The sequence below is a fragment of the Pseudomonas sp. genome (genome assembly GCF_051660785.1).
Lineage (GTDB): Bacteria > Pseudomonadota > Gammaproteobacteria > Pseudomonadales > Pseudomonadaceae > Aquipseudomonas.
The window spans coordinates 144,928-167,468 of the sequence record NZ_JBOFQE010000020.1; the positions used below are offsets into that span (position 1 = coordinate 144,928).

The window sequence follows — 22,541 nt, forward strand, 5'->3', positions numbered from 1 at the left end:
GAACAACAAGATTCCATTAGCCACGCCCGCTGACACCGGGCCAACGAAGAACTTTGAACCATGGCCACTATCCACGTAGACGGCAAAGAGCTCGAAGTCGATGGGGCAGACAACCTGTTACAGGCGTGTCTGTCGCTAGGCCTCGATATCCCTTATTTCTGCTGGCACCCAGCCCTTGGCAGCGTTGGCGCTTGCCGCCAGTGCGCGGTCAAGCAGTACACCGACGAAAACGACAAGCGTGGTCGGATCGTCATGTCCTGCATGACGCCCGCCACCGATGGCAGCTGGATCTCCATCGACGACGAAGAAGCGAAAGTGTTTCGCGCCAGCGTCGTCGAATGGCTGATGACCAACCACCCTCACGACTGCCCGGTCTGTGAAGAAGGCGGTCACTGCCACCTGCAAGACATGACGGTGATGACCGGCCACAACGAGCGCCGTTATCGCTTTACCAAGCGCACTCACCAGAACCAGCAACTGGGCCCGTTCATTTCCCACGAGATGAACCGCTGCATCGCTTGCTACCGCTGCGTGCGCTTCTATAAAGATTACGCCGGCGGCACCGATCTTGGTGTGTTTGGCGCCCACGACAACGTGTACTTCGGTCGCGTTGAAGACGGCACGCTGGAAAGCGAGTTCTCCGGCAACCTCACAGAGGTCTGCCCGACCGGTGTGTTCACCGACAAGACTCACTCCGAGCGCTACAACCGCAAGTGGGACATGCAGTTCTCGCCGAGCATCTGCCATGGCTGCTCCAGCGGTTGCAACATCTCCCCGGGCGAGCGTTACGGTGAACTGCGTCGGATCGAAAACCGCTTCAACGGTTCGGTCAACCAGTACTTCCTGTGCGACCGTGGCCGTTTCGGCTACGGCTACGTCAACCGCGAAGACCGCCCGCGTCAGCCAAAGCTGGCCAACGGCGCCAAGCTGAGCCTCGACGAAGCGCTGGATAAAGCCGCTGACCTGCTGCGCGGTCGCAACATCGTCGGTATCGGTTCGCCCCGTGCCAGCCTCGAAAGCAACTACGCGTTGCGCGAACTGGTCGGCGCCGAGCACTTCTACTCCGGTATCGAAGCCGCTGAGCTGGAGCGCATTCGTCTGGTCATGCAGGTGTTGAAAGACAGCCCGCTGCCAATCCCGAACATGCGCGACATCGAAGATCACGATGCGATCTTCGTGCTTGGCGAAGACCTGACCCAGACCGCTGCACGTATGGCGCTGTCCCTGCGTCAATCGGTCAAAGGCAAGGCCGAAGACATGGCCGACGCCATGCGCGTTCAGCCTTGGCTCGACGCTGCGGTGAAGAACATCGGTCAAAACGCGCTGAACCCGCTGTTCATCGCCAGCCTGGCTGAGACCAAGCTCGACGACATCGCTGAAGAATGCGTTCACGCCGCTCCAGACGATCTGGCGCGCATCGGTTTCGCCGTGGCTCACGCCCTCGACGCCAGCGCTCCTGCGGTTGAAGGTCTGGACGCTGAAGCCCTTGAGCTGGCCAAGCGCATTGCCGATGCCCTGCTCGCCGCCAAGCGTCCATTGATCATTGCCGGTACTTCCCTGGGCTCCAAAGCCCTGATCGAAGCCGCCGCCAACATCGCCAAAGCCTTGAAGCTGCGCGAGAAGAACGGTTCCATCAGCCTGATCGTGCCTGAGGCCAACAGCCTTGGCCTGGCCATGCTCGGTGGTGATTCGGTCGACGCCGCGCTGCAAGCCGTGATCGACGGCAAGGCCGACGCCATTGTCGTGCTGGAAAACGATCTGTACACCCGCACCGACAAAGCCCGTGTTGATGCTGCCCTGAACGCCGCGAAAGTGGTGATCGTGGCAGACCATCAGAAGACCGCCACCAGCGATCGCGCGCACCTGGTTCTGCCAGCCGCCAGCTTCGCTGAAGGCGACGGTACTTTGGTCAGCCAGGAAGGCCGCGCCCAGCGTTTCTTCCAGGTGTTCGACCCGACTTACCTCGACGCGAGCATCCTGGTTCACGAAGGCTGGCGCTGGCTGCATGCTCTGCGCGCGACCCTGTTGAACCAGCCAATCGACTGGACTCAACTGGACCACGTCACTGCTGCCTGCGCCGCCAGCACGCCGCAACTGGCGCGCATCGTCGACGCCGCGCCGTCCGCCGCGTTCCGTATCAAAGGCCTGAAACTGGCGCGCGAACCACTGCGTTACTCCGGTCGTACCGCCATGCGCGCCGACATCAGCGTGCACGAACCGCGTACTTCCCAGGATAACGACACCGCGTTCTCGTTCTCCATGGAAGGTTACTCGGGCTCGGTCGAACCGCGTCAGCAAGTGCCATTCGCCTGGTCTCCGGGCTGGAACTCGCCACAAGCCTGGAACAAGTTCCAGGACGAAGTCGGTGGTCACATCCGCGCTGGCGACCCGGGCACCCGCCTGATCGAAAGCACCGGTGATTCGCTGAACTGGTTCGCGGCTGTTCCGCGTGCGTTCAACCCGGCGCCGGGCACCTGGCAGGTCGTGCCGTTCTTCCACCTGTTCGGCAGCGAAGAGAACTCTTCCAAAGCCGCACCGGTTCAGGAGCGCATTCCGGCCGCCTACGTGTCGCTGGCCAAATCCGAAGCCGATCGCCTGGGTGTCAATGACGGTGCCCTGCTCAGCTTGAACGTCGCTGGCCAGACTTTGCGTCTGCCGCTGCGCATCAATGAAGAGCTGGGTGCTGGCCTGGTCGCCTTGCCGGCCGGTATTGCTGGCATTCCGCCCGCGATCTTTGGCAAATCCGTTGACGGTCTGCAGGAGGCAGCTCAATGACCTGGTTCACGCCTGAAGTGATTGACGTGATCATCGCGGTCCTCAAGGCCATCGTGATTCTGCTCGCCGTGGTGGTGTGCGGCGCGCTGCTGAGCTGGGTCGAGCGTCGTCTGCTCGCCCTCTGGCAGGACCGTTACGGTCCGAACCGCGTCGGCCCGTTCGGCGCGTTCCAGATCGCGGCCGACATGATCAAGATGTTCTTCAAGGAAGACTGGACCCCGCCGTTTGCCGACAAGGTGATCTTCACCCTGGCACCGGTCGTGGCCATGAGCGCCTTGCTGATCGCCTTCGCGATCATCCCGATCACCCCGACCTGGGGTGTCGCGGACATCAACATCGGCATCCTGTTCTTCTTCGCCATGGCCGGTCTGTCGGTCTACGCGGTGCTGTTCGCCGGCTGGTCCAGCAACAACAAGTTCGCCCTGTTGGGCAGCTTGCGGGCCTCGGCACAAACCGTATCGTACGAAGTGTTCATGGGCCTGTCGCTGATGGGCATCGTGATCCAGGTCGGCTCGTTCAACATGCGCGACATCGTTGAATATCAAGCGCAGAACCTGTGGTTCGTGATTCCGCAGATCTTCGGTTTCCTGACCTTCTTCATTGCCGGCGTCGCCGTGACTCACCGTCACCCGTTCGACCAGCCGGAAGCGGAGCAGGAACTGGCCGACGGTTACCACATTGAATACGCCGGCATGAAATGGGGCATGTTCTTCGTCGGCGAGTACATCGGCATCGTGTTGATTTCGGCGCTGCTGGTGACCTTGTTCTTCGGTGGCTGGCACGGTCCGTTCGGCATTCTGCCGCAGATCCCGTTCATCTGGTTCGCGCTGAAAACCGCGTTCTTCATCATGTTCTTCATCCTGCTGCGCGCCTCGATCCCGCGTCCACGGTATGACCAAGTGATGGATTTCAGCTGGAAGTTCTGCCTGCCGCTGACCCTCGTCAACATGCTGGTGACCGCTGCGATCGTGTTGCTCAACACGCCCGCCGTCGCGGCTCAGTGAGGATAGAGAATCATGAAGTACATATTTGACATCGTGCATGGCTTCTTCACCCAGCTTCGCAGCCTGGTGATGATCTTCGGCCATGCCTTCCGCAAGCGCGACACGCTGCAGTACCCGGAAGAAGCCGTGTACCTGCCGCCGCGTTTTCGTGGGCGTATCGTCCTGACCCGTGACCCTGATGGCGAAGAGCGTTGTGTAGCCTGCAACCTGTGCGCCGTGGCGTGCCCGGTCGGCTGCATCTCGCTGCAGAAAGCTGAAACCGAAGACGGTCGCTGGTACCCGGACTTCTTCCGCATCAACTTCTCGCGCTGCATTTTCTGCGGCCTCTGCGAGGAAGCCTGCCCGACCACCGCGATCCAGCTGACACCGGATTTCGAGATGGCCGAGTTCAAACGTCAGGACCTGGTTTACGAGAAAGAAGATCTGTTGATCTCCGGCCCCGGCAAAAACCCTGATTACAACTTCTATCGTGTTGCAGGTATGGCAATTGCCGGGAAGCCGAAAGGCTCCGCGCAGAATGAAGCCCAGCCGATCAACGTGAAGAGCTTGCTGCCTTAAGGAAGAAAGATGGAATTCGCTTTCTATTTCGCATCGGGTATCGCTGTGGTGTCCACGCTTCGCGTGATCACCAACACCAACCCTGTGCACGCCCTGCTCTACCTGATCATTTCGCTGATCGCCGTGGCCATGACGTTCTTCGCCCTCGGCGCACCGTTTGCCGGTGTTCTGGAAGTGATCGCCTACGCTGGCGCCATCATGGTGCTGTTCGTGTTTGTGGTGATGATGCTGAACCTCGGTCCCGCCTCGGTTCAGCAAGAGCGCGTCTGGCTCAAGCCCGGTATCTGGCTCGGCCCGGTAGCCCTCGGCACCCTGTTGCTGGTTGAACTGCTGTACGTCCTGTTCAGCCACTCCAGCGGTGAAGCCATCGGCCACACCACCGTAGACGCCAAGGCCGTGGGCATCAGCCTGTTCGGTCCTTACCTGCTGGTGGTCGAACTCGCCTCGATGCTGCTGCTTGCCGCAGCCGTCACGGCGTTCCACTTGGGCCGTAACGAAGCCAAGGAGCAATGACGATGCCTGCTATCCCTCTGGAGCATGGTCTGGCGGTCGCCGGCATCCTGTTCTGCCTCGGTCTGGTCGGCCTGATGGTCCGCCGCAACATTCTCTTCGTGCTGATGAGCCTGGAGATCATGATGAATGCCTCCGCACTGGCCTTCATCGTCGCCGGTAGCCGCTGGGGTCAGCCGGATGGACAGATCATGTTCATCCTGGTGATCAGCCTGGCAGCCGCCGAGGCCAGTATTGGCCTGGCGATTCTGTTGCAGCTGTATCGCCGCTTCCACACTCTCGATATCGACGCTGCCAGCGAGATGCGCGGATGAATCTTCTCTATCTGACTTTCGTATTCCCTCTCATCGGTTTCCTGCTGCTGTCGTTCTCCCGTGGACGCCTCTCGGAAAACCTGTCGGCGCTGATCGGCGTCGGTTCCATCGGCCTGTCTGCCATCGTCACGGCTTATGTGATCTGGCAATTCAACGTCGCGCCACCTGAAGGCGGTCACTACACCATGGTGTTGTGGCAGTGGATGGCGGTGGAAGGCTTCACGCCGAACTTCGCGCTGTACCTGGATGGTCTGTCCCTGACCATGCTCGGTGTCGTCGTCGGCGTCGGCTTCCTGATCCACCTGTTCGCGTCCTGGTACATGCGCGGTGAAGCCGGTTACTCGCGCTTCTTCGCCTACACCAACCTGTTTATCGCCAGCATGCTGTTCCTGGTCCTGGGCGATAACCTGTTGTTCCTGTACTTCGGCTGGGAAGGCGTGGGCCTGTGCTCGTACCTGTTGATCGGTTTCTACTACAGCAACCGCAACAACGGTAACGCCGCACTCAAAGCCTTCATCGTCACCCGTATCGGCGACGTGTTCATGGCCATCGGCCTGTTCATTCTGTTCGCACAACTGGGCACGCTGAATATCCAGGAACTGCTGGTGCTGGCGCCGCAGAAATTCCAGGCCGGCGACTTCTGGATGGTCATGGCGACCCTGATGCTGCTGGGCGGCGCTGTCGGTAAATCCGCGCAACTGCCGCTGCAAACCTGGCTGGCGGATGCGATGGCCGGCCCTACTCCGGTTTCGGCACTGATCCACGCCGCAACCATGGTAACCGCCGGTGTCTACCTGATTGCCCGTACTCACGGTCTGTTCACCCTGGCGCCGGAAATCCTGCACCTGGTCGGCATCGTCGGCGGCGTGACCCTGGTACTCGCCGGTTTTGCCGCACTGGTGCAGACCGACATCAAACGTATCCTCGCCTACTCGACCATGAGCCAGATCGGCTACATGTTCCTGGCGCTGGGCGTTGGCGCATGGGATGGCGCGATTTTCCACCTGATGACCCACGCGTTCTTCAAGGCGCTGCTGTTCCTTGCCTCCGGTGCGGTGATCGTTGCCTGCCACCACGAGCAGAACATCTTCAAGATGGGCGGCCTGTGGAAGAAACTGCCATTGGCCTACGCCAGCTTCATCGTCGGCGGCGCGGCCTTGTCTGCCCTGCCACTGGTGACCGCAGGCTTCTACTCCAAGGACGAAATCCTCTGGGAAGCGTTCGCCAGCGGCAACCACGGCCTGCTCTACGCAGGTCTGGTCGGCGCGTTCATGACTTCGCTGTACACCTTCCGCCTGATCTTCATCGCGTTCCACGGTGAAGCGAAGACCGAAGCGCACGCCGGTCACGGCATCGCCCACTGGCTGCCGCTGTCGGTGCTGATCGTGCTGTCGACCTTCGTCGGCGCAATGATCATTCCGCCACTGCACGGTGTGCTGCCGGAAAGCGTCGGCCATGCCGGCGGCGAAGCCAAGCACAGTCTGGAAATCGCGTCGGGCGCCATCGCCCTGGCCGGTATCCTGCTGGCCGCGCTGCTGTTCCTCGGCAAGCGTCGTTTCGTCACTGCAATCGCCAACAGCGGCATCGGCCGCTTCCTTTCGGCCTGGTGGTTCGCTGCCTGGGGCTTCGACTGGATCTACGACAAACTGTTCGTCAAGCCATACCTGGCGATCAGCCACGTACTGCGCAAAGACCCGCTCGACCAGACCATCGGTCTGATCCCGCGTATGGCCAAAGGCGGCCACACCGCCCTGAGCCGTACCGAAACCGGTCAACTGCGTTGGTACGCGGCATCGATGGCAGCCGGCTCCGTGCTGGTCATCGGCGCCATCGTGCTGGTAGCGGTCTGAATATGAACCTTGCGAACTTGCGAAAGGAATTGAGCCCGTCATGATTCTGCCTTGGCTAATCCTGATCCCCTTCATCGGCGGCCTGCTGTGCTGGATGGGTGAGCGCTTCGGCGCCACCCTCCCCCGCTGGATTGCGCTGATCACCATGTCCCTGTTGCTCTCCCTCGGCCTCTGGCTGTGGGCCAACGGTGACTATTCATTTGCCCCGGCGCCTGGCGCCGACCCGACCTGGGCGCTTGAGTTCAAGCACATCTGGATCGAACGCTTCGGCATCAGCGTGCACCTGGCCCTCGATGGCCTGTCGCTGCTGATGATCATGCTGACGGGTCTGTTGGGCGTACTCTCGGTCCTCTGCTCGTGGAAAGAAATCCAGCGTCACGTTGGCTTCTTCCACCTGAACCTGATGTGGATCCTGGGCGGTGTCGTCGGCGTGTTCCTCGCCCTCGACCTGTTCATGTTCTTCTTCTTCTGGGAAATGATGCTGGTGCCGATGTATTTCCTCATCGCGCTCTGGGGTCACAGTTCTTCGGACGGCAAGAAAACCCGGATCTACGCGGCGACCAAGTTCTTCATCTTCACTCAGGCGTCCGGCCTGATCATGTTGGTGGCGATCCTGGGTCTGGTACTGGTCAACTTCAACGACACCGGCGTGATTACTTTCAACTACGCCGATCTGTTGAAAACCAAGATGTCGCTGACCACCGAGTACATCCTGATGCTCGGCTTCTTCATCGCCTTCGCGGTGAAGCTGCCGGTGGTGCCGTTCCACTCCTGGCTGCCTGACGCTCACGCCCAGGCACCGACAGCGGGTTCGGTCGACCTGGCCGGTATCTTGCTGAAAACCGCTGCTTACGGTCTGTTGCGTTTCGCCCTGCCGCTGTTCCCGAATGCCTCGGCCGAGTTCGCGCCGATCGCCATGACCCTCGGTCTGATCGGGATTTTCTACGGTGCGTTCCTGGCCTTCGCACAAACCGACATCAAGCGTCTGATCGCCTTCTCGTCCGTTTCCCACATGGGCTTCGTACTGATCGGCATCTATTCCGGCAGCCAACTGGCGCTGCAGGGCGCGGTGATGCAGATGCTGGCGCACGGTCTGTCGGCCGCGGCACTCTTTATCTTGAGCGGTCAGCTGTACGAGCGCACCCACACCCGCGACATGCGTGAAATGGGTGGCCTGTGGTCGAAGATCGCTTACCTGCCGGCCATCAGCCTGTTCTTTGCCGCCGCGTCCCTGGGCTTGCCGGGTACCGGTAACTTCGTCGGTGAGTTCCTGATCCTGATCGGCACGTTCCCTGCCGCCCCATGGATCACTATCATCGCGACGTCCGGCTTGGTGTTCGGTTCGGTCTACTCGCTGATCATGATCCACCGTGCCTACTTCGGCCCGTCCAAATCGGACGCGGTGTTGCATGGCATGGATGGTCGCGAACTGATCATGGTGGTCGGTCTGGCGGCGTTGCTGATCTACATCGGCGTGTACCCGCAACCGTTCCTCGACACCTCTGCCGCAACGATGCATGGCGTGCAGCAGTGGCTCGGCACCGCCTTCACTCAACTCGCTTCGGCCCGGTAAGAGCGCTATGGAATTCACGACTCAACACTTTATCGCGCTTGCGCCGTTGTTGATCACCAGCGCCACGATCATCGTGGTGATGCTGGCGATTGCCTGGCGCCGCAACCACTCGCAGACCTTCCTGATTTCCGTGGCGGGTCTGAACCTGGCGTTGCTGTCGATCCTGCCAGCCCTGAAAGTCGCGCCTCTGGCCGTGACCCCGTTGCTGCAGATCGACACCTTCGCTTGCCTGTACATGGCGCTGATCCTGGTCGCCACCCTCGCTTGTGTGACCCTCGCCCACGCCTACCTCGGCGATGGCGGTTCGGGTTACCCGGGCAACCGTGAAGAACTTTACCTGCTGATCCTGATGGCCGCCGCCGGTGGCCTGGTGCTGGTCAGCGCGCAGCACCTGGCCGGTTTGTTCATCGGTCTGGAACTGCTCTCGGTACCGGTCTACGGTCTGGTGGCTTACGCTTTCTTCAACAAGCGTTCGCTGGAAGCCGGTATCAAGTACATGGTGCTGTCCGCCGCCGGTTCCGCGTTCCTGCTGTTCGGTATGGCCCTGCTCTACGCCGACTCCGGCAGCCTGAGCTTCGTCGGTATCGGCCAGGCCCTCGCGGCCACCGGCCTGCCAAGCTCGCTGGCGCAATTGGGCCTGGGCATGATGCTGATCGGTCTGGCGTTCAAGCTGTCCCTGGTGCCGTTCCACCTCTGGACCCCGGACGTTTACGAAGGTGCTCCGGCACCGGTGGCCGCGTTCCTGGCTACCGCTTCGAAAGTGGCGGTGTTCGCAGTGATGGTGCGTCTGTTCCAGATCTCGCCAGCGGCAAGCAGCGGTGTACTCAGCGACGTGCTGACCATCATCGCCATCGCGTCGATCCTGTTCGGTAACCTGCTGGCACTGACCCAGAGCAACCTCAAGCGTCTGCTGGGTTACTCGTCCATCGCCCACTTCGGTTACCTGCTGATCGCCCTGGTGGCGAGCAAGGGTCTGGCCGTGGAAGCCATCGGCGTGTACCTGGTCACCTACGTCATCACCAGCCTCGGCGCGTTCGGCGTAATCACGCTGATGTCCTCGCCGTACAACGGCCGTGACGCCGACGCCCTGTATGAATACCGCGGCCTGTTCTGGCGCCGTCCGTACCTGACCGCCGTACTGACCGTGATGATGCTGTCCCTGGCGGGTATCCCGCTCACCGCGGGCTTCATCGGCAAGTTCTACATCATCGCTACCGGTGTCGAGTCGCACCAATGGTGGCTGGTTGGTTCCCTGGTACTGGGCAGCGCCATCGGCGTCTTCTACTACCTGCGCGTGATGGTCACCCTGTACCTGATCGAGCCGAACCTGCGCCGCCACGATGCGCAACTGCACTGGGAACAACGTGCAGGCGGCGTGATGCTGCTGGCCATCGCTCTGGTAGCGTTCTTCCTCGGCGTCTACCCACAACCGCTGCTGACGCTGGTTCAGCAGTCAGGTCTGGCGGGCTGATCGCTCGGCGATATCTGGCTACAAACAGAAACGGCACCTTCGGGTGCCGTTTTTGTTTTTGTGGGATTTGTTACCGAAGCCCTGCCCTCCTCCAAAAATCCCCGAAAGCTCTCGCTGGATTACCCGTCTCGTCCTACATGCAGCGTTGAGCGGTTGGACTTATCTTGAATGACGACTGGATCGATAAATCAAAGCGAGAAAGAACGATGAAACGTGACATTTTTGCCGAACTGATGGATGGCCTCGATGCCCTGGCGGATGAGCGCCAAGGTAAGGTGACGCTGCAGACGCAAAAGGGCGAACTGCCAAAATTGGCACCTGAGACGGCCGGGCAATTGGCAGTGTGGGAGTTGAATCAAGCGATAGCGCAAGAGCAGTTACATAATCAACGTGTGGGAACGATGAAAACCAAACTGGTGCTTCCCGAAGACTTCGATGCGCCGTTACCTGATGGAGTGCTGGATGATTTTGAAGGCACTTAAATTCGAGGTTCCAGATCTACACGCGGTTAGCCAGAACAGAGGTCAGTGCTCCTACTAGATGTATGTTCACTTGATGAAGTTCAGTGATTGGGATGGCCTCATCACGGGCAAGCCCGCTCCCACAGGGATCGAGGTGTTCACAACTATTGTGACCACCGCAAATACTGTGGGAGCGGGCTTGCCCGCGATGACATTTGTACAGGCACAAAAGAAAACGGCACCTTTCGGTGCCGTTCGCCTTTCTCGGTACAGAAGCTTACTTACGCGCCGCCTCCCACGATTTCAGCAGTTCGGCATAGCTCACGGTTTCACCCTGGGGCTTCTCGTTCGCCAGTTTCGGCTTCGGAGCACCCGGCTGATCGAACCAGTATTGCGCATCGCGCTCGGGGTTCATTTTCGGTGCGCAGGTGGCTTGCGCCTTCGAGCGTTCCAGACGGGTCATGATCGCGTCCTGATCCTTGGCCAGGCCGTCCAGCGCCTGTTGCGGAGTCTTCTCGCCGCTCGCGGCTTCGGCGATGTGGCTCCACCACAGTTGTGCCAGACGCGGATAGTCCGGCACGTTGGTCCCGGTCGGGGTCCATTGCACGCGGGCCGGGCTGCGATAGAACTCGACCAGGCCACCGAGTTTCGGTGCCAGGTCGGTCATGGCTTGCGAGTTGATGTCCGACTCGCGGATCGGGGTCAGGCCGACGATGGTTTTCTTGAGCGAGACGGTTTTCGACGTCACGAACTGCGCGTAAAGCCAGGCGGCGAGTTTCTGTTTTTCAGGCGTGGACTTCATGAACGTCCAGGAACCCACGTCCTGATACCCCAGCTTCATGCCCTCCTCCCAATACGGTCCGCGGGGTGATGGCGCCATGCGCCATTTCGGCGTGCCATCGGCGTTCATCACCGCCAGCCCTGGTTTGGTCATGTCGGCGGTAAACGCGGTGTACCAGAAGATCTGTTGGGCGATGTTGCCCTGGGACGGCACCGGACCGGATTCGGAGAAGGTCATGCCCGCCGCTTCCGGTGGCGCGTACTTCTTCAGCCAGTCGACATATTTGGTGGTGGCAAACACCGCCGCCGGGCCGTTGGTATCGCCGCCTCGTGTGATGCTGGAACCGACCGGGTGGCAATCCTCGACACGGATGCCCCACTCGTCCACCGGCAAACCGTTGGGAATGCCCTTGTCGCCGGCACCGGCCATGGAGAACCAGGCATCGGTAAAGCGCCAGCCCAGGGACGGGTCTTTCTTGCCGTAATCCATGTGTCCATAGACACGCTTGCCGTCGATTTCCTTGACGTCTTCGCTGAAGAATTTGGCGATGTCCTCATAAGCTGACCAGTTCACCGGCACGCCCAATTCGTAGCCGTATTTTTCCTTGAACTTGGCTTTCAGCTCAGGCCGCTCGAACCAGTCGGCGCGGAACCAGTACAGGTTGGCGAATTGCTGGTCGGGCAATTGGTAGATCTTGCCGTCCGGCGCGGTGGTGAACGAGATGCCGATGAAGTCTTTGATGTCCAGGGTCGGCGAAGTGAAGTTCTTGCCTTCGTTGGCCATCAGGTCGGTGATCGATTCGGTCTTGCCGTAGCGAAAGTGCGTACCGATCAGGTCCGAGTCGTTGACCCAGCCGTCATAGATGTTCTTGTCCGATTGCATCTGGGTTTGCAGCTTTTCCACCACGTCGCCTTCCTGCAGCAAGTCGTGGGTCAGCTTGATCCCGGTGATTTCGGTGAAGGCCTTGGCCAGGGTTTTGGATTCATATTCGTGGGTCGCGATGGTTTCCGACACCACCTTGATGCTCATCCCGCGAAATGGCTCGGCGGCCTTGATGAACCACTTCAGCTCTTCGAGCTGCTGCTCTGGCGTGAGGGTGGACGGTTTGAACTCGCTGCCAATCCATTTCTTGGCGGCGTCTTCATAGGCATCGGCCCACGCCGCTGCGCTCAAACCGCTGAGTGCCAGCATGGCTGCCAATGAAATGCTATGTCGCAGCTTATTGTTTTTGTCGAACATAGAGACCTCCTTATAGAGTTTCGGAGCAACATTGCCGATCGATTTCGACTAGCCCCAACGCATCACAGCCAACAGCCACACCAGGGACAACGCGAACGCAACCCAGATGCTCCAGTCGGTGACGCCGATTACCAGCAAATGCAGGTAGGCGCTGCCGAGAAGACCGATAAACAGCCGATCGCCACGGGTGGTGGCAATCGGCAGAAAACCACGCCGAGGGACGCTCGGCGAACGTAATTCCCAGGTCGTCATGCCCGCCAGAATCAGGCCTATGGCGATGAAGAACGCCGCGGTGGGAACAGTCCAGCTCATCCATTCCATCATCAGCTCCTCAGACCCGGCCCAGGGCAAAGCCCTTGGCCACGTGGTTGCGAACAAACCAGATCACCAGCATGCCCGGCAGGATGGTCAACACCCCCGCCGCCGCCAGCACGCCCCAGTCGATACCGGACGCCGAGACCGTGCGGGTCATCACCGCCGCAATCGGTTTGGCGTTCACCGATGTCAGCGTCCGTGCCAACAGCAGCTCTACCCAGGAAAACATGAAGCAGAAAAACGCCGTAACGCCGATCCCGGAGCCAATCAGCGGCACGAAGATCTTCACGAAGAACTTGGGAAAACTGTAGCCGTCAATGTAGGCGGTTTCGTCGATTTCCTTCGGAACGCCAGACATGAAACCTTCGAGAATCCACACCGCCAACGGCACGTTGAACAGGCAATGCGCCAGCGCCACCGCGATGTGCGTGTCGAACAGACCAATCGAGGAATAGAGCTGGAAGAACGGCAGCAAGAACACCGCCGGCGGCGCCATGCGATTGGTCAGCAGCCAGAAAAACAGGTGCTTGTCACCGAGAAAGCGGTAGCGCGAAAACGCGTAAGCCGCCGGCAACGCCACGCTCAGGGAAATCACCGTGTTCAGGGTTACGTAATAGAGCGAGTTAAGGTAACCGGTGTACCAGGCCGGATCGGTGAAGATCACCTTGTAGTTGGCGAAGGTGAAATCCTGCGGAAATAGCGTCAGGCCGCTGAGGATTTCGGTGTTGCTCTTGAAGGACATGTTCAGCAGCCAGTAGATCGGCACCAGCAGGAACAGGATGTAGATCAGCAACGGGATCAGCTTTCTCTTGCTCATGATGGGCCTCAGCGGTTGGCGTCAGAGTGAGTCATGGCGGTGTAGAACAGCCAGGACACCAACAGAATGATCAGGAAGTACACCAGCGAGAAAGCCGCCGCGGGGCCGAGGTCGAACTGCCCGATGGCCATTTGCGTCAGGGTCTGGCTGAGGAAAGTCGTGGCATTGCCCGGCCCGCCGCCCGTGAGTACGAACGGTTCGGTGTAGATCATGAAACTGTCCATGAACCGCAGCATCACCGCGATCAGCAACACGCTCTTGAGCTTGGGCAGCTGGATGTGTCGGAAAACTGCCCAGGCCGATGCCCGATCAATCCGCGCCGCCTGGTAATACACGTCCGGGATCGCCCGCAACCCCGAGAAACACAACAGCGCCACCAGCGAGGTCCAGTGCCAGACGTCCATCACCAGCACGGTGACCCAGGCGTCCATCGTGTTCGCAGCATAGTTGTAGCTGATGCCCATCGCATTGAGGCTCGAACCCAGCAAGCCAATGTCGGCCCGACCGAAGATCTGCCAAATGGTGCCGACCACGTTCCACGGGATCAGCAGCGGAATCGCCAGGATAATCAGCACCAGCGATGACCAGCGGCCCTTGGTCGGCATGGTCAGGGCGATGGCGATACCCAGCGGGATTTCGATCAGCAATACGCAGGCGGAATAGATGAATTGGCGCAGCAACGAGTCGTGCAGCCGTGGATCGAGCAGCACCTGCTTGTACCAGTCGGCACCGACGAAGTAGCGGCTGGACTGGTCGAAGATGTCCTGCACCGAGTAGTTGACCACGGTCATCATCGGGATCACCGCACTGAACGCCACGAGCAAAAACACCGGCAGGACCAGCCACCAGGCCTTGTTGTTCTGCACCTTGTTCATGGCTGCGTCTCCAGCAGGTAATCATCGGCATAAACCATCAGCCACTGTGCCGGGAAGTTGATGTATGCGGTTCCCTCAGGCACTGGCTTGTCTTCGGCCAGGCGCACTTTCAGGGGGGCGCCGTCGAGGTTCAGGGTCATGATTTTGTAGGTGCCGAGGTCTTCGACGTGTATGACTTGTGCCTGCATCGCGTCCTCGAACGGCTCGTCCCACACGTGCACGAACTCCGGACGGATGCCGACCTTCAGGGTTTGCCATTCCGACTCGGCGATGCGTTGCTGTTGCGCGTCAGACAAAGGCAGATGCGTCGAGGCAAACCCGACGCCGCCCGGTTGCGGCTGCACCTCGATCAGGTTCATCCCCGGACTGCCGATGAAATAGCCGACAAAGGTGTGGCTCGGCCGCTCGAACAACTCGCGCGGCGTGCCGAATTGCACGATCTGGCCGCCGTACATCACCGCAATCTTGTCGGCGAAAGTCGAAGCCTCGAGCTGATCGTGGGTGACGTAGACCATGGTGATGTTGAATTGCTCGTGGATCTGCTTGAGCTTGCGTCGCAGTTTCCACTTCAGGTGCGGGTCGATCACCGTCAGCGGTTCATCAAACAGGATCGCCGAGACATCGTCGCGCACAAGCCCACGGCCCATGGAGACTTTCTGCTTTTCATCGGCGGTGAGGTTGCTGGCCTTTTTGCTCAGCAGCGCCTGAAGGTCGAGGACTTCGGCGATTTCCCGCACCTTGGTGTGAATTTTCGCCTCGGCCATGCCCTGATTGCGCAGCGGAAACGCCAGGTTGTCGAACACCGTCATGGTGTCGTAGACCACCGGAAACTGGAAAACCTGAGCGATGTTGCGCTTCTCCGGCGTCAGGTCGTTGACCGCTTTGCCGTCGAACAGGACGTGGCCCTGGGACGGACTGAGCAACCCCGAAATGATGTTGAGCAAGGTCGATTTGCCGCAGCCCGAAGGCCCGAGCAAGGCATAAGCACCGCCCTGCTCCCAGACATGGTCCATCTCGCGGATCGCATAATCCTCGGGGCCGGTCGGCGTGCGGGTGTAACTGTGGGCGAGGTTCTGCAAACGGATTTCAGCCATCAGGCAACCCTCGCGATACGACGACCGGGCGCCTGGACCAGCCGCCCCTGCGCATCGAACACAAACAGTTTATGGGTCGGAATATAGATCCGGATCGGCGCATCGACGTCGTATTCGTGGACGCCGGGCAAATGCAGCACCAACAGGAAATGCTCGTTGCGCACGTGCAGGAAGGTTTCCGAACCACTGATCTCGGCCACCTCGACGGTCACCGCGAGTTCGAGGTCATCGTCGTTGCTCGGCACCAGCGAGATATGGCTGGGGCGCACGCCGAAGCGGAACTCGCCCTCGCCCACTGGCCGCAGGTCTACGTTCAACGGAAAGTGCACGAAATTGGCAAAGCTCACTTCGTTGCCGGCGATGCGGCCCGGCATCAGGTTGATCGGCGGCTCAGAGAACAGCTCCGCCGCCAGCACCGTTTGTGGCTGATGATAGACCTCGGAGGATTTGCCGCTCTGGACCACCCGGCCTTCGTGAAGAATGGTGGTGGTGCCGCCCAGGGCCAGCGCTTCGTTGGGTTCGGTGGTGGCGTAAATCGCTATGGTATGGCGGGCCTTGAACAGCTCGCGCATTTCCTGACGCAGTTCTTCGCGCAACTTGTAGTCGAGGTTCACCAGCGGCTCGTCGAACAGGATCAGCTCGGCATCCTTGACCAACGCCCGGGCCATCGCGGTGCGCTGTTGCTGACCGCCAGAGAGCTCCAGTGGATAGCGCTGGAGGAATTTCTCGATGCGCAGCATCTTCGCGGTTTCCAGCACTTTACTCTGGATCAGCTCATTGGAAAGACCGCCCTGGCGCAAGGGCGAGGCGATGTTCTCGAACACGGTCATGGTCGGGTAGTTGATGAACTGCTGATAAACCATCGACACGTTGCGCAAACGCACCGGGCGCTGCGTGACGTCGACGCCGTTCATCAGGATGCGGCCGCTGTCGGGCTTGTCCAGGCCGGCCATCAGGCGCATGAGACTGGTTTTGCCGGACAGCGTGCGCCCGAGCAAAACGTTGAAGGATCCGGGTTCAAAACTAAGGCACGCATCGTCGATCCAGGTCTGGCCCTCGACGGTACGGCTGACGTGCTCCAGGGTTAATGACATGGCTCGGCCTTTTTATTATTTGGAGTCAAGCGACCGGAGCTACAGAGCGAGTTTCATGCCAGAAATTGCAAGCTGTTGATCTGCTTTGAAAATCTTCGGAAAGGTGACAGAACCGCTTTCGTTGCTGAACAGAAATGAACAACCGTGACTGAACAATTGAACAATCCACCCGTTGACAATGAACAATAGTGAACAACACTCTACGGATGGTTTTGTGACACGATTATCCGAATTCCCCGCGGTCGTGTAGCAGCTGGCGAAGCCTGCGTTCGGCGACGCAGTCGTCGTAAAACCTGTACACGCGGTGATCCTGATACACCGCAAAGCCTGATTTCACGACGACTGCGTCGCCGAACGCAGGCTTCGCCAGCTGCTACATAGATGGCGTCAGACACTGGCGTCACGTAAAAACAAACAACGCGTTTACTCATAACAAAAATAATAATGCTCAGAGATCGACTGCCATGGCCGCACCTGCCTCGCCGCTCTCCCACGACGCCATCATCCAGGACTCCTGGTCCCGATGCCGTGCGTTTGGCCTCAACCATCAAAGCGCACCGGCGTTCGACCAACTGCCGGCCGAGGACATCGCCCGGTTGCTGGAGAGCCAGCATTCCCTGGTACAGACCACGCATCAGGAAGTCCTGCCCTATTACGAAAACATCCTGAGCAACTCCAACTGCCTGATCATGCTGGCCGACAATCAGGGCCAGGTGCTGACGTCCTGGGGTACCCAGCGGTTTATCGAGCCGAGCCTGACCCGCGGTTTCACCGCCGGCGCCAGCTGGATGGAGCGTTGCAGCGGCACCAATGCGATCGGCACTGCACTGGCCTGCGAACAGGCGGTGCACATCGAACACGATGAACATTTCCTCAAGGCCAACCGCTTCATGACCGGTTCCGCCGCGCCAATTTTCGATGCCGAGCGCAAGGTGATCGCGGTGCTGGACGTGTCCAGCGACAGCTACCTGCCGCCGTCACACACCCTCGGCATGGTCAAGATGATGAGCCAAACCGTGGAAAACCGGCTGATCCTCAACCTCTTCCACGGCCAGCATTTTCAACTGACCTTCAACACCGGGTTGAACAACCTCGACAGCCAATGGGCCGGCCTGCTGATCTTCGATGAAACCGGTCAGGTGCTGTCCGCCAACCGCCGAGCCGATAATCTGCTGGGTATCAGCCTGTCGCGGGTCAGTGTCGAGAGCCTGTTCAAGGTGTCGTTGCTGGAATTGCTGAACCAGCCAGAAGGCCTGCCCTTTGCGCTACAAGCCTCCGGGCGCAACCGCTTCCAGTGCGTATTGAAACGGCCGAAACAGGTGCCGATTCAAGCCCGAGTCTTTGTGGAACCGGCGGTTCCTGGCCCCACCTCGATCAGCCTCAATACCCTGCATTTCGGCGACAGTCGCGTGGAAAAAGCCGCGCGTCAGGCCGAGCGCTTGCTGGAAAAAGACATTCCGCTGTTGATCCACGGGGAAACCGGGGTCGGCAAGGAGGTCTTCGTCAAAGCCTTGCATCAGGCCAGCTCCCGGAGCAAACAGTCATTCATCGCCGTCAACTGTGCAGCGATCCCCGCCGAACTGGTGGAATCCGAACTGTTTGGCTACGAGAAAGGCGCGTTCACCGGCGCCAATCAGAAAGGCAGCATCGGGCTGATCCGCAAGGCCGACAAGGGCACGCTGTTCCTTGATGAAATCGGTGACATGCCGTTGCCGACCCAGGCGCGGTTGCTGCGGGTGTTGCAGGAACGTTGCGTGCAACCGGTGGGCAGCAGCGAGTTGTTCCCGGTGGACATCCGCATCATCTCCGCCACCAATCGCTCGTTGCGTGAGCAGGTGCAGTTGGGGCGGTTTCGTGAGGATCTATATTACCGGATCGGCGGTTTGACCCTGGAATTGCCGCCGCTACGGGAACGCAGCGACAAGCAGGCGCTGTTCAAGCGCCTGTGGGAACAGCATCGCGAGCCATCGCAGTGGGCCGGGTTGAGTCGAGAGGTGATGGAGTTGTTCGGCCGTCACCCGTGGCCGGGGAATTTACGGCAAGTCAGCAGCGTGATGCAGGTGGCACTGGCCATGGCCGAGGAACAACCGGTGCGGCCGGAGCATTTGCCGGATGATTTTTTTGTCGATCTGGAAATGGAACCGGTGGATTCGCCGGAGCCGCTGGCGGTGGATTTGAATGATGTGGAGGATTTGAATAGGCAGTTGCAGGCGGCAGGGGGGAATATCTCGCATTTGGCCCGCAGGCTGGGTGTGAGCCGCAATACCCTCTACAAGCGATTGCGCCAGTCGGAATGACAAGGTAGTCGCACTTGCAGTGTTCGACTTGAGACCATCGCTAGCAGGCTAGCTCCCACAGAGGATTTGTGACGTACACAGAACTCAAACTTAGCGAAGATCCAATGTGGGAGCGAGCCTGCTCGCGATGGCGCCAGCCCAGTCATCGCAGCACTAAAGCGAAACCCAAAAACAAAAACCCGCACAAGGCGGGTTTTGTTTGTAGCAAATGCAGCAATCAGTCAGCCAAACGCCAGGTCGTGCCACCCTTCCCGTCTTCCAGCACCACGCCCATCGCGGTCAACTGGTCGCGGATACGGTCGGACTCGGCCCAGTCTTTACCCGCACGAGCCGCCAGACGCGCAGCAATCAGCGCATCAACCTCAGCCGCATCCACCCGCCCTTCAGCGCCGGCCTGCAGGAAGTCATCAGCTTCGAGCTGCAACACACCCAACACACTGGCCAATTCCTTCAAGCGCGCCGCCAGACCGGCCGCCGCATCGAGATCGCTCTCGCGCAGACGGTTGATCTCGCGCACCATTTCGAACAGTACGGCACACGCTTCCGGCGTGCCGAAGTCGTCGTTCATCACCTGGGTGAAACGCTCGACAAACGCTTCGCCGCCAGCCGGCGCCACGTTCGGCAGGCCTTTCAACGCGTGGTAGAAACGCTCAAGTGCGCCTTTGGCGTCCTTGAGGTTGTCTTCCGAGTAGTTGATCGCGCTGCGGTAGTGGCTCGACACCAGCAGGTAACGCACGACTTCCGGGTGGTACTTTTCCAGCACGTCGCGAATGGTGAAGAAGTTGTTCAAGGACTTGGACATCTTCTCGCCATTGATGCGAATCATGCCGCAATGCATCCACGCGTTGGCGTAGGTCTTGCCGGTGGCCGCTTCGCTCTGGGCGATTTCGTTTTCATGGTGCGGGAACTCGAGGTCGCTGCCGCCGCCATGAATGTCGAAGGTTTCGCCCAGGCAGCAGGTCGACATCACCGAGCATTCGATGTGCCAGCCCGGACGACCGTCGCCCCATGGTGAAGGCCAGCTCGGCTCGCCCGGCTTGGCGCCTTTCCAAAGCACGAAGTCCAGTGGGTCCTGTTTCGACTCGTCCACTTCGATCCGCGCGCCGATGCGCAGGTCTTCGATCTTCTTGCGCGACAGCTTGCCGTAGCCCATGAATTTGGCAACGCGGTAGTACACGTCGCCATTGCCCGGGGCGTAGGCGTAACCCTTGTCGATCAGGGTCTGGATCATGGTCTGCATGCCAGCGATGTGATCGGTGGCCCGTGGTTCCATGTCCGGCTTGAGGATATTGAGGCGCGCCTCATCCTCGTGCATCGCGGTGATCATGCGCTCGGTCAGCACGTCGAACGGCTCGCCGTTCTCCTTGGCCCGATTGATGATCTTGTCTTCAATGTCGGTGATGTTGCGCACATACGTCAGGTTATAACCGCTGAACCGCAACCAGCGGGTCACCAGGTCAAACGCGACCATGCTGCGGCCATGGCCAATGTGGCAGTAGTCGTACACGGTCATCCCGCAGACGTACATGCGCACATTATTGCCATCCAGCGGCTTGAAGACTTCTTTGCTCTTGGTAAGCGTGTTGTAGATCGAAAGCACTTTAGAGGTTCCTTGAATCACTGGCCCCACGAATCACGCAAGGTCACGGTACGGTTGAATACCGGAGCACCGGGTTTCGAGTCCTTGATATCCGCGCAGAAGTAACCTTCGCGCTCGAACTGGAAACGGTCTTCCGGCTGTGCATTGGCCAACGAAGGCTCGGCACGACAACCAGTGAGTACTTGCAGCGAGTCAGGGTTGATATTGTCCAGGAAACTGGCGCTGTCTTCGGCCTTCTCAGGGTTCGGCGAGCGGAACAGGCGATCGTACAGACGCACTTCACACTCGATGCTGGCGGCGGCCGGCACCCAGTGAATAACGCCTTTGACCTTGCGGCCTTCAGGGTTCTTGCCCAGGGTTTCCGGATCGTAGGAGCAACGCAGTTCGACGATGTTGCCATCGGCGTCCTTGATCGCTTCGTCGGCACGGATCACGTAGCTGCCGCGCAGACGCACTTCGCCGTTCGGCTCCAGGCGCTTGTAGCCTTTTGGTGGCTCTTCCATGAAGTCATCGCGATCGATGTAGATTTCGCGGGCGAACGGCAGCTTGCGCACGCCAAGTTCTTCTTTCTGCGGATGACGCGGCAACTCGAGGTTGTCGACCTTGTCTTCCGGGTAGTTGGTGATCACGACTTTCAACGGACGCAGCACGCACATGGCGCGCGGGGCGTTCGCGTCGAGGTCCTGACGGATGCTGAACTCAAGCATGCCGAAGTCAACCACGCCGTCGGAACGGTTGGTGCCGACCATGTCGCAGAAATTGCGGATCGACGCTGGCGTGTAGCCACGACGGCGGAAGCCCGACAGCGTGGACATGCGCGGATCGTCCCAGCCGAAAACGTGCTTTTCATCGACCAGTTGCTTGAGCTTGCGCTTGCTGGTGATCGTGTAGTTCAGGTTCAGACGGCTGAACTCGTACTGACGCGGGTTCGCCGGCACTGGCAGGTTCTCCAGGAACCATTCGTACAGCGGACGGTGGCTTTCGAACTCCAGGGTGCAGATCGAGTGGGTGATGCCTTCGATGGCGTCCGACTGACCGTGGGTGAAGTCGTAGTTCGGGTAAATGCACCACTTGTCACCGGTCTGGTGGTGATGCGCGTGACGGATGCGGTACATGATCGGGTCGCGCAGGTTCATGTTCGGCGAGGCCATGTCGATCTTGGCCCGCAGCACGCGTGCGCCGTCCGGGAATTCGCCGGCACGCATGCGGGCGAACCAGTCGAGGTTTTCTTCCACTGAACGGTCACGGAACGGGCTGTTCTTGCCCGGTTCGGTCAGGGTGCCGCGGTATTCCTTGGCCTGTTCAGGGCTCAGGTCGTCGACGTAGGCCTTGCCGGCCTTGATCAGCTCGACGGCCCAGTCGTGCAACTGGTCGAAATACTGCGAGGCATAGCGCACTTCGCCCGACCATTCGAAGCCCAGCCATTTCACGTCGCTTTCGATCGCGTCGATGTATTCCTGGTCTTCCTTGGCCGGGTTGGTGTCGTCGAAACGCAGGTGGGTAACGCCGCCAAATTCCTGGGCCAGGCCGAAGTTCACGCAAATCGACTTGGCGTGACCGATGTGCAGGTAGCCGTTGGGCTCAGGCGGGAAACGGGTGACGATCTGCGTGTGCTTACCCGAGTCCAGGTCCGCCTGGATGATCGGGCGCAGGAAATTGACCGGCACGGCAGGGCCGGTCTTGGAATTCGAGGTAGGGTCGACAGTGGGCTTGCTCATAGGATCCTTGAACGTACAAGTGCGCGGCCGGAAGACGGGCCTGATAAAACAAAGCCGCTATCATAGCCGAAGCCGCCAAGTCGCTGACAGAGCAGGCCCGAAAACGGCTGCATTTAATCGGCTGCAATTGAAAAACAGCCTCGAAATTGGCGGCTGTCGCGCTAAACTGCGCAACTCGGCCCTCAACGGCCGGAC

Annotated in this window: 18 protein-coding genes; 10 read left to right on the plus strand and 8 right to left on the minus strand. The window is 59.8% G+C overall.

Annotated features, from left to right (window positions below):
• Positions 1 to 60 precede the first annotated feature (60 nt).
• The 9 genes from nuoG to ACRC4F_RS05505 all read left to right on the plus strand — a co-directional run bounded on the left by nuoG (position 61) and on the right by ACRC4F_RS05505 (position 10,537).
• A complete protein-coding gene (gene nuoG / locus ACRC4F_RS05465; RefSeq protein ID WP_438658425.1) occupies positions 61 to 2,775 on the plus strand; it encodes an NADH-quinone oxidoreductase subunit NuoG in 2,715 nt (904 codons plus the stop codon).
• Positions 2,772 to 3,779 (plus strand): NADH-quinone oxidoreductase subunit NuoH, encoded by a 1,008-nt coding sequence (gene nuoH, locus ACRC4F_RS05470; protein ID WP_008146046.1) that lies wholly within the window; start codon positions 2,772 to 2,774, stop codon positions 3,777 to 3,779. The genes nuoG and nuoH overlap by 4 nt, the downstream gene beginning before the upstream one ends.
• Before the next feature lie 12 nt (positions 3,780 to 3,791).
• Positions 3,792 to 4,337: an NADH-quinone oxidoreductase subunit NuoI gene (gene nuoI / locus ACRC4F_RS05475; protein ID WP_007905075.1), complete on the plus strand. Its 546-nt coding sequence runs from the start codon at positions 3,792 to 3,794 to the stop codon at positions 4,335 to 4,337.
• 9 nt (positions 4,338 to 4,346) lie between these two features.
• Positions 4,347 to 4,850 (plus strand): NADH-quinone oxidoreductase subunit J, encoded by a 504-nt coding sequence (gene nuoJ, locus ACRC4F_RS05480; protein ID WP_109629413.1) that lies wholly within the window; start codon positions 4,347 to 4,349, stop codon positions 4,848 to 4,850.
• Positions 4,851 to 4,852: 2 nt separating this feature from the next.
• The gene (nuoK, locus tag ACRC4F_RS05485) at positions 4,853 to 5,161 is read left to right on the plus strand and encodes an NADH-quinone oxidoreductase subunit NuoK (RefSeq protein WP_010458852.1); all 309 of its coding nucleotides are present in this window, start codon (positions 4,853 to 4,855) and stop codon (positions 5,159 to 5,161) included.
• Positions 5,158 to 7,011 (plus strand): NADH-quinone oxidoreductase subunit L, encoded by a 1,854-nt coding sequence (gene nuoL / locus ACRC4F_RS05490; protein ID WP_438658426.1) that lies wholly within the window; start codon positions 5,158 to 5,160, stop codon positions 7,009 to 7,011. The genes nuoK and nuoL overlap by 4 nt, the downstream gene beginning before the upstream one ends.
• Before the next feature lie 40 nt (positions 7,012 to 7,051).
• Positions 7,052 to 8,584 (plus strand): NADH-quinone oxidoreductase subunit M, encoded by a 1,533-nt coding sequence (gene nuoM / locus ACRC4F_RS05495; RefSeq protein WP_438658427.1) that lies wholly within the window; start codon positions 7,052 to 7,054, stop codon positions 8,582 to 8,584.
• A 7-nt stretch (positions 8,585 to 8,591) separates the two neighbouring features.
• A complete protein-coding gene (gene nuoN / locus ACRC4F_RS05500) occupies positions 8,592 to 10,055 on the plus strand; it encodes an NADH-quinone oxidoreductase subunit NuoN (protein ID WP_109629405.1) in 1,464 nt (487 codons plus the stop codon).
• A 206-nt stretch (positions 10,056 to 10,261) separates the two neighbouring features.
• Complete coding sequence (locus ACRC4F_RS05505; protein WP_438658428.1) at positions 10,262 to 10,537, plus strand: hypothetical protein; 276 nt, start codon at positions 10,262 to 10,264, stop codon at positions 10,535 to 10,537.
• A gap of 256 nt (positions 10,538 to 10,793) precedes the next feature.
• Here ACRC4F_RS05505 and ACRC4F_RS05510 read toward each other — a convergent pair whose 3' ends face one another.
• From ACRC4F_RS05510 to ACRC4F_RS05535, 6 genes are read right to left on the minus strand one after another with little or no spacing between them, the layout of a single operon-like run.
• Positions 10,794 to 12,536 (minus strand): ABC transporter substrate-binding protein, encoded by a 1,743-nt coding sequence (locus tag ACRC4F_RS05510; protein WP_438658429.1) that lies wholly within the window; start codon positions 12,534 to 12,536, stop codon positions 10,794 to 10,796.
• A 48-nt stretch (positions 12,537 to 12,584) separates the two neighbouring features.
• Positions 12,585 to 12,857 carry a DUF2160 domain-containing protein gene (locus tag ACRC4F_RS05515; RefSeq protein WP_109629387.1) on the minus strand — a complete coding sequence of 91 codons (273 nt, stop codon included), beginning with the start codon at positions 12,855 to 12,857 and terminating at the stop codon, positions 12,585 to 12,587.
• Positions 12,858 to 12,867: 10 nt separating this feature from the next.
• A complete protein-coding gene (locus ACRC4F_RS05520) occupies positions 12,868 to 13,668 on the minus strand; it encodes a carbohydrate ABC transporter permease (RefSeq protein WP_438658430.1) in 801 nt (266 codons plus the stop codon).
• An 8-nt stretch (positions 13,669 to 13,676) separates the two neighbouring features.
• Positions 13,677 to 14,543 carry a carbohydrate ABC transporter permease gene (locus ACRC4F_RS05525; RefSeq protein WP_218439436.1) on the minus strand — a complete coding sequence of 289 codons (867 nt, stop codon included), beginning with the start codon at positions 14,541 to 14,543 and terminating at the stop codon, positions 13,677 to 13,679.
• Entirely contained in the window at positions 14,540 to 15,637 is a 1,098-nt protein-coding gene (locus ACRC4F_RS05530; protein WP_438658431.1) for an ABC transporter ATP-binding protein, read from the minus strand. The genes ACRC4F_RS05525 and ACRC4F_RS05530 overlap by 4 nt, the downstream gene beginning before the upstream one ends.
• The gene (locus ACRC4F_RS05535) at positions 15,637 to 16,731 is read right to left on the minus strand and encodes an ABC transporter ATP-binding protein (RefSeq protein WP_438658432.1); all 1,095 of its coding nucleotides are present in this window, start codon (positions 16,729 to 16,731) and stop codon (positions 15,637 to 15,639) included. The genes ACRC4F_RS05530 and ACRC4F_RS05535 overlap by 1 nt, the downstream gene beginning before the upstream one ends.
• A gap of 464 nt (positions 16,732 to 17,195) precedes the next feature.
• Here ACRC4F_RS05535 and ACRC4F_RS05540 point away from each other — a divergent pair, with 464 nt between their 5' ends.
• On the plus strand, positions 17,196 to 19,028 hold the full coding sequence (locus ACRC4F_RS05540; protein WP_438658433.1) for a sigma-54-dependent Fis family transcriptional regulator: 1,833 nt from the start codon (positions 17,196 to 17,198) through the stop codon (positions 19,026 to 19,028).
• A gap of 217 nt (positions 19,029 to 19,245) precedes the next feature.
• On the opposite strand, the gene cysS is transcribed toward ACRC4F_RS05540, so the two are convergent.
• On the minus strand, positions 19,246 to 20,628 hold the full coding sequence (gene cysS / locus ACRC4F_RS05545; RefSeq protein WP_438658434.1) for a cysteine--tRNA ligase: 1,383 nt from the start codon (positions 20,626 to 20,628) through the stop codon (positions 19,246 to 19,248).
• A 17-nt stretch (positions 20,629 to 20,645) separates the two neighbouring features.
• The gene (locus tag ACRC4F_RS05550) at positions 20,646 to 22,346 is read right to left on the minus strand and encodes a glutamine--tRNA ligase/YqeY domain fusion protein (protein WP_438658435.1); all 1,701 of its coding nucleotides are present in this window, start codon (positions 22,344 to 22,346) and stop codon (positions 20,646 to 20,648) included.
• Between the last annotated feature and the right edge of the window lie 195 nt (positions 22,347 to 22,541).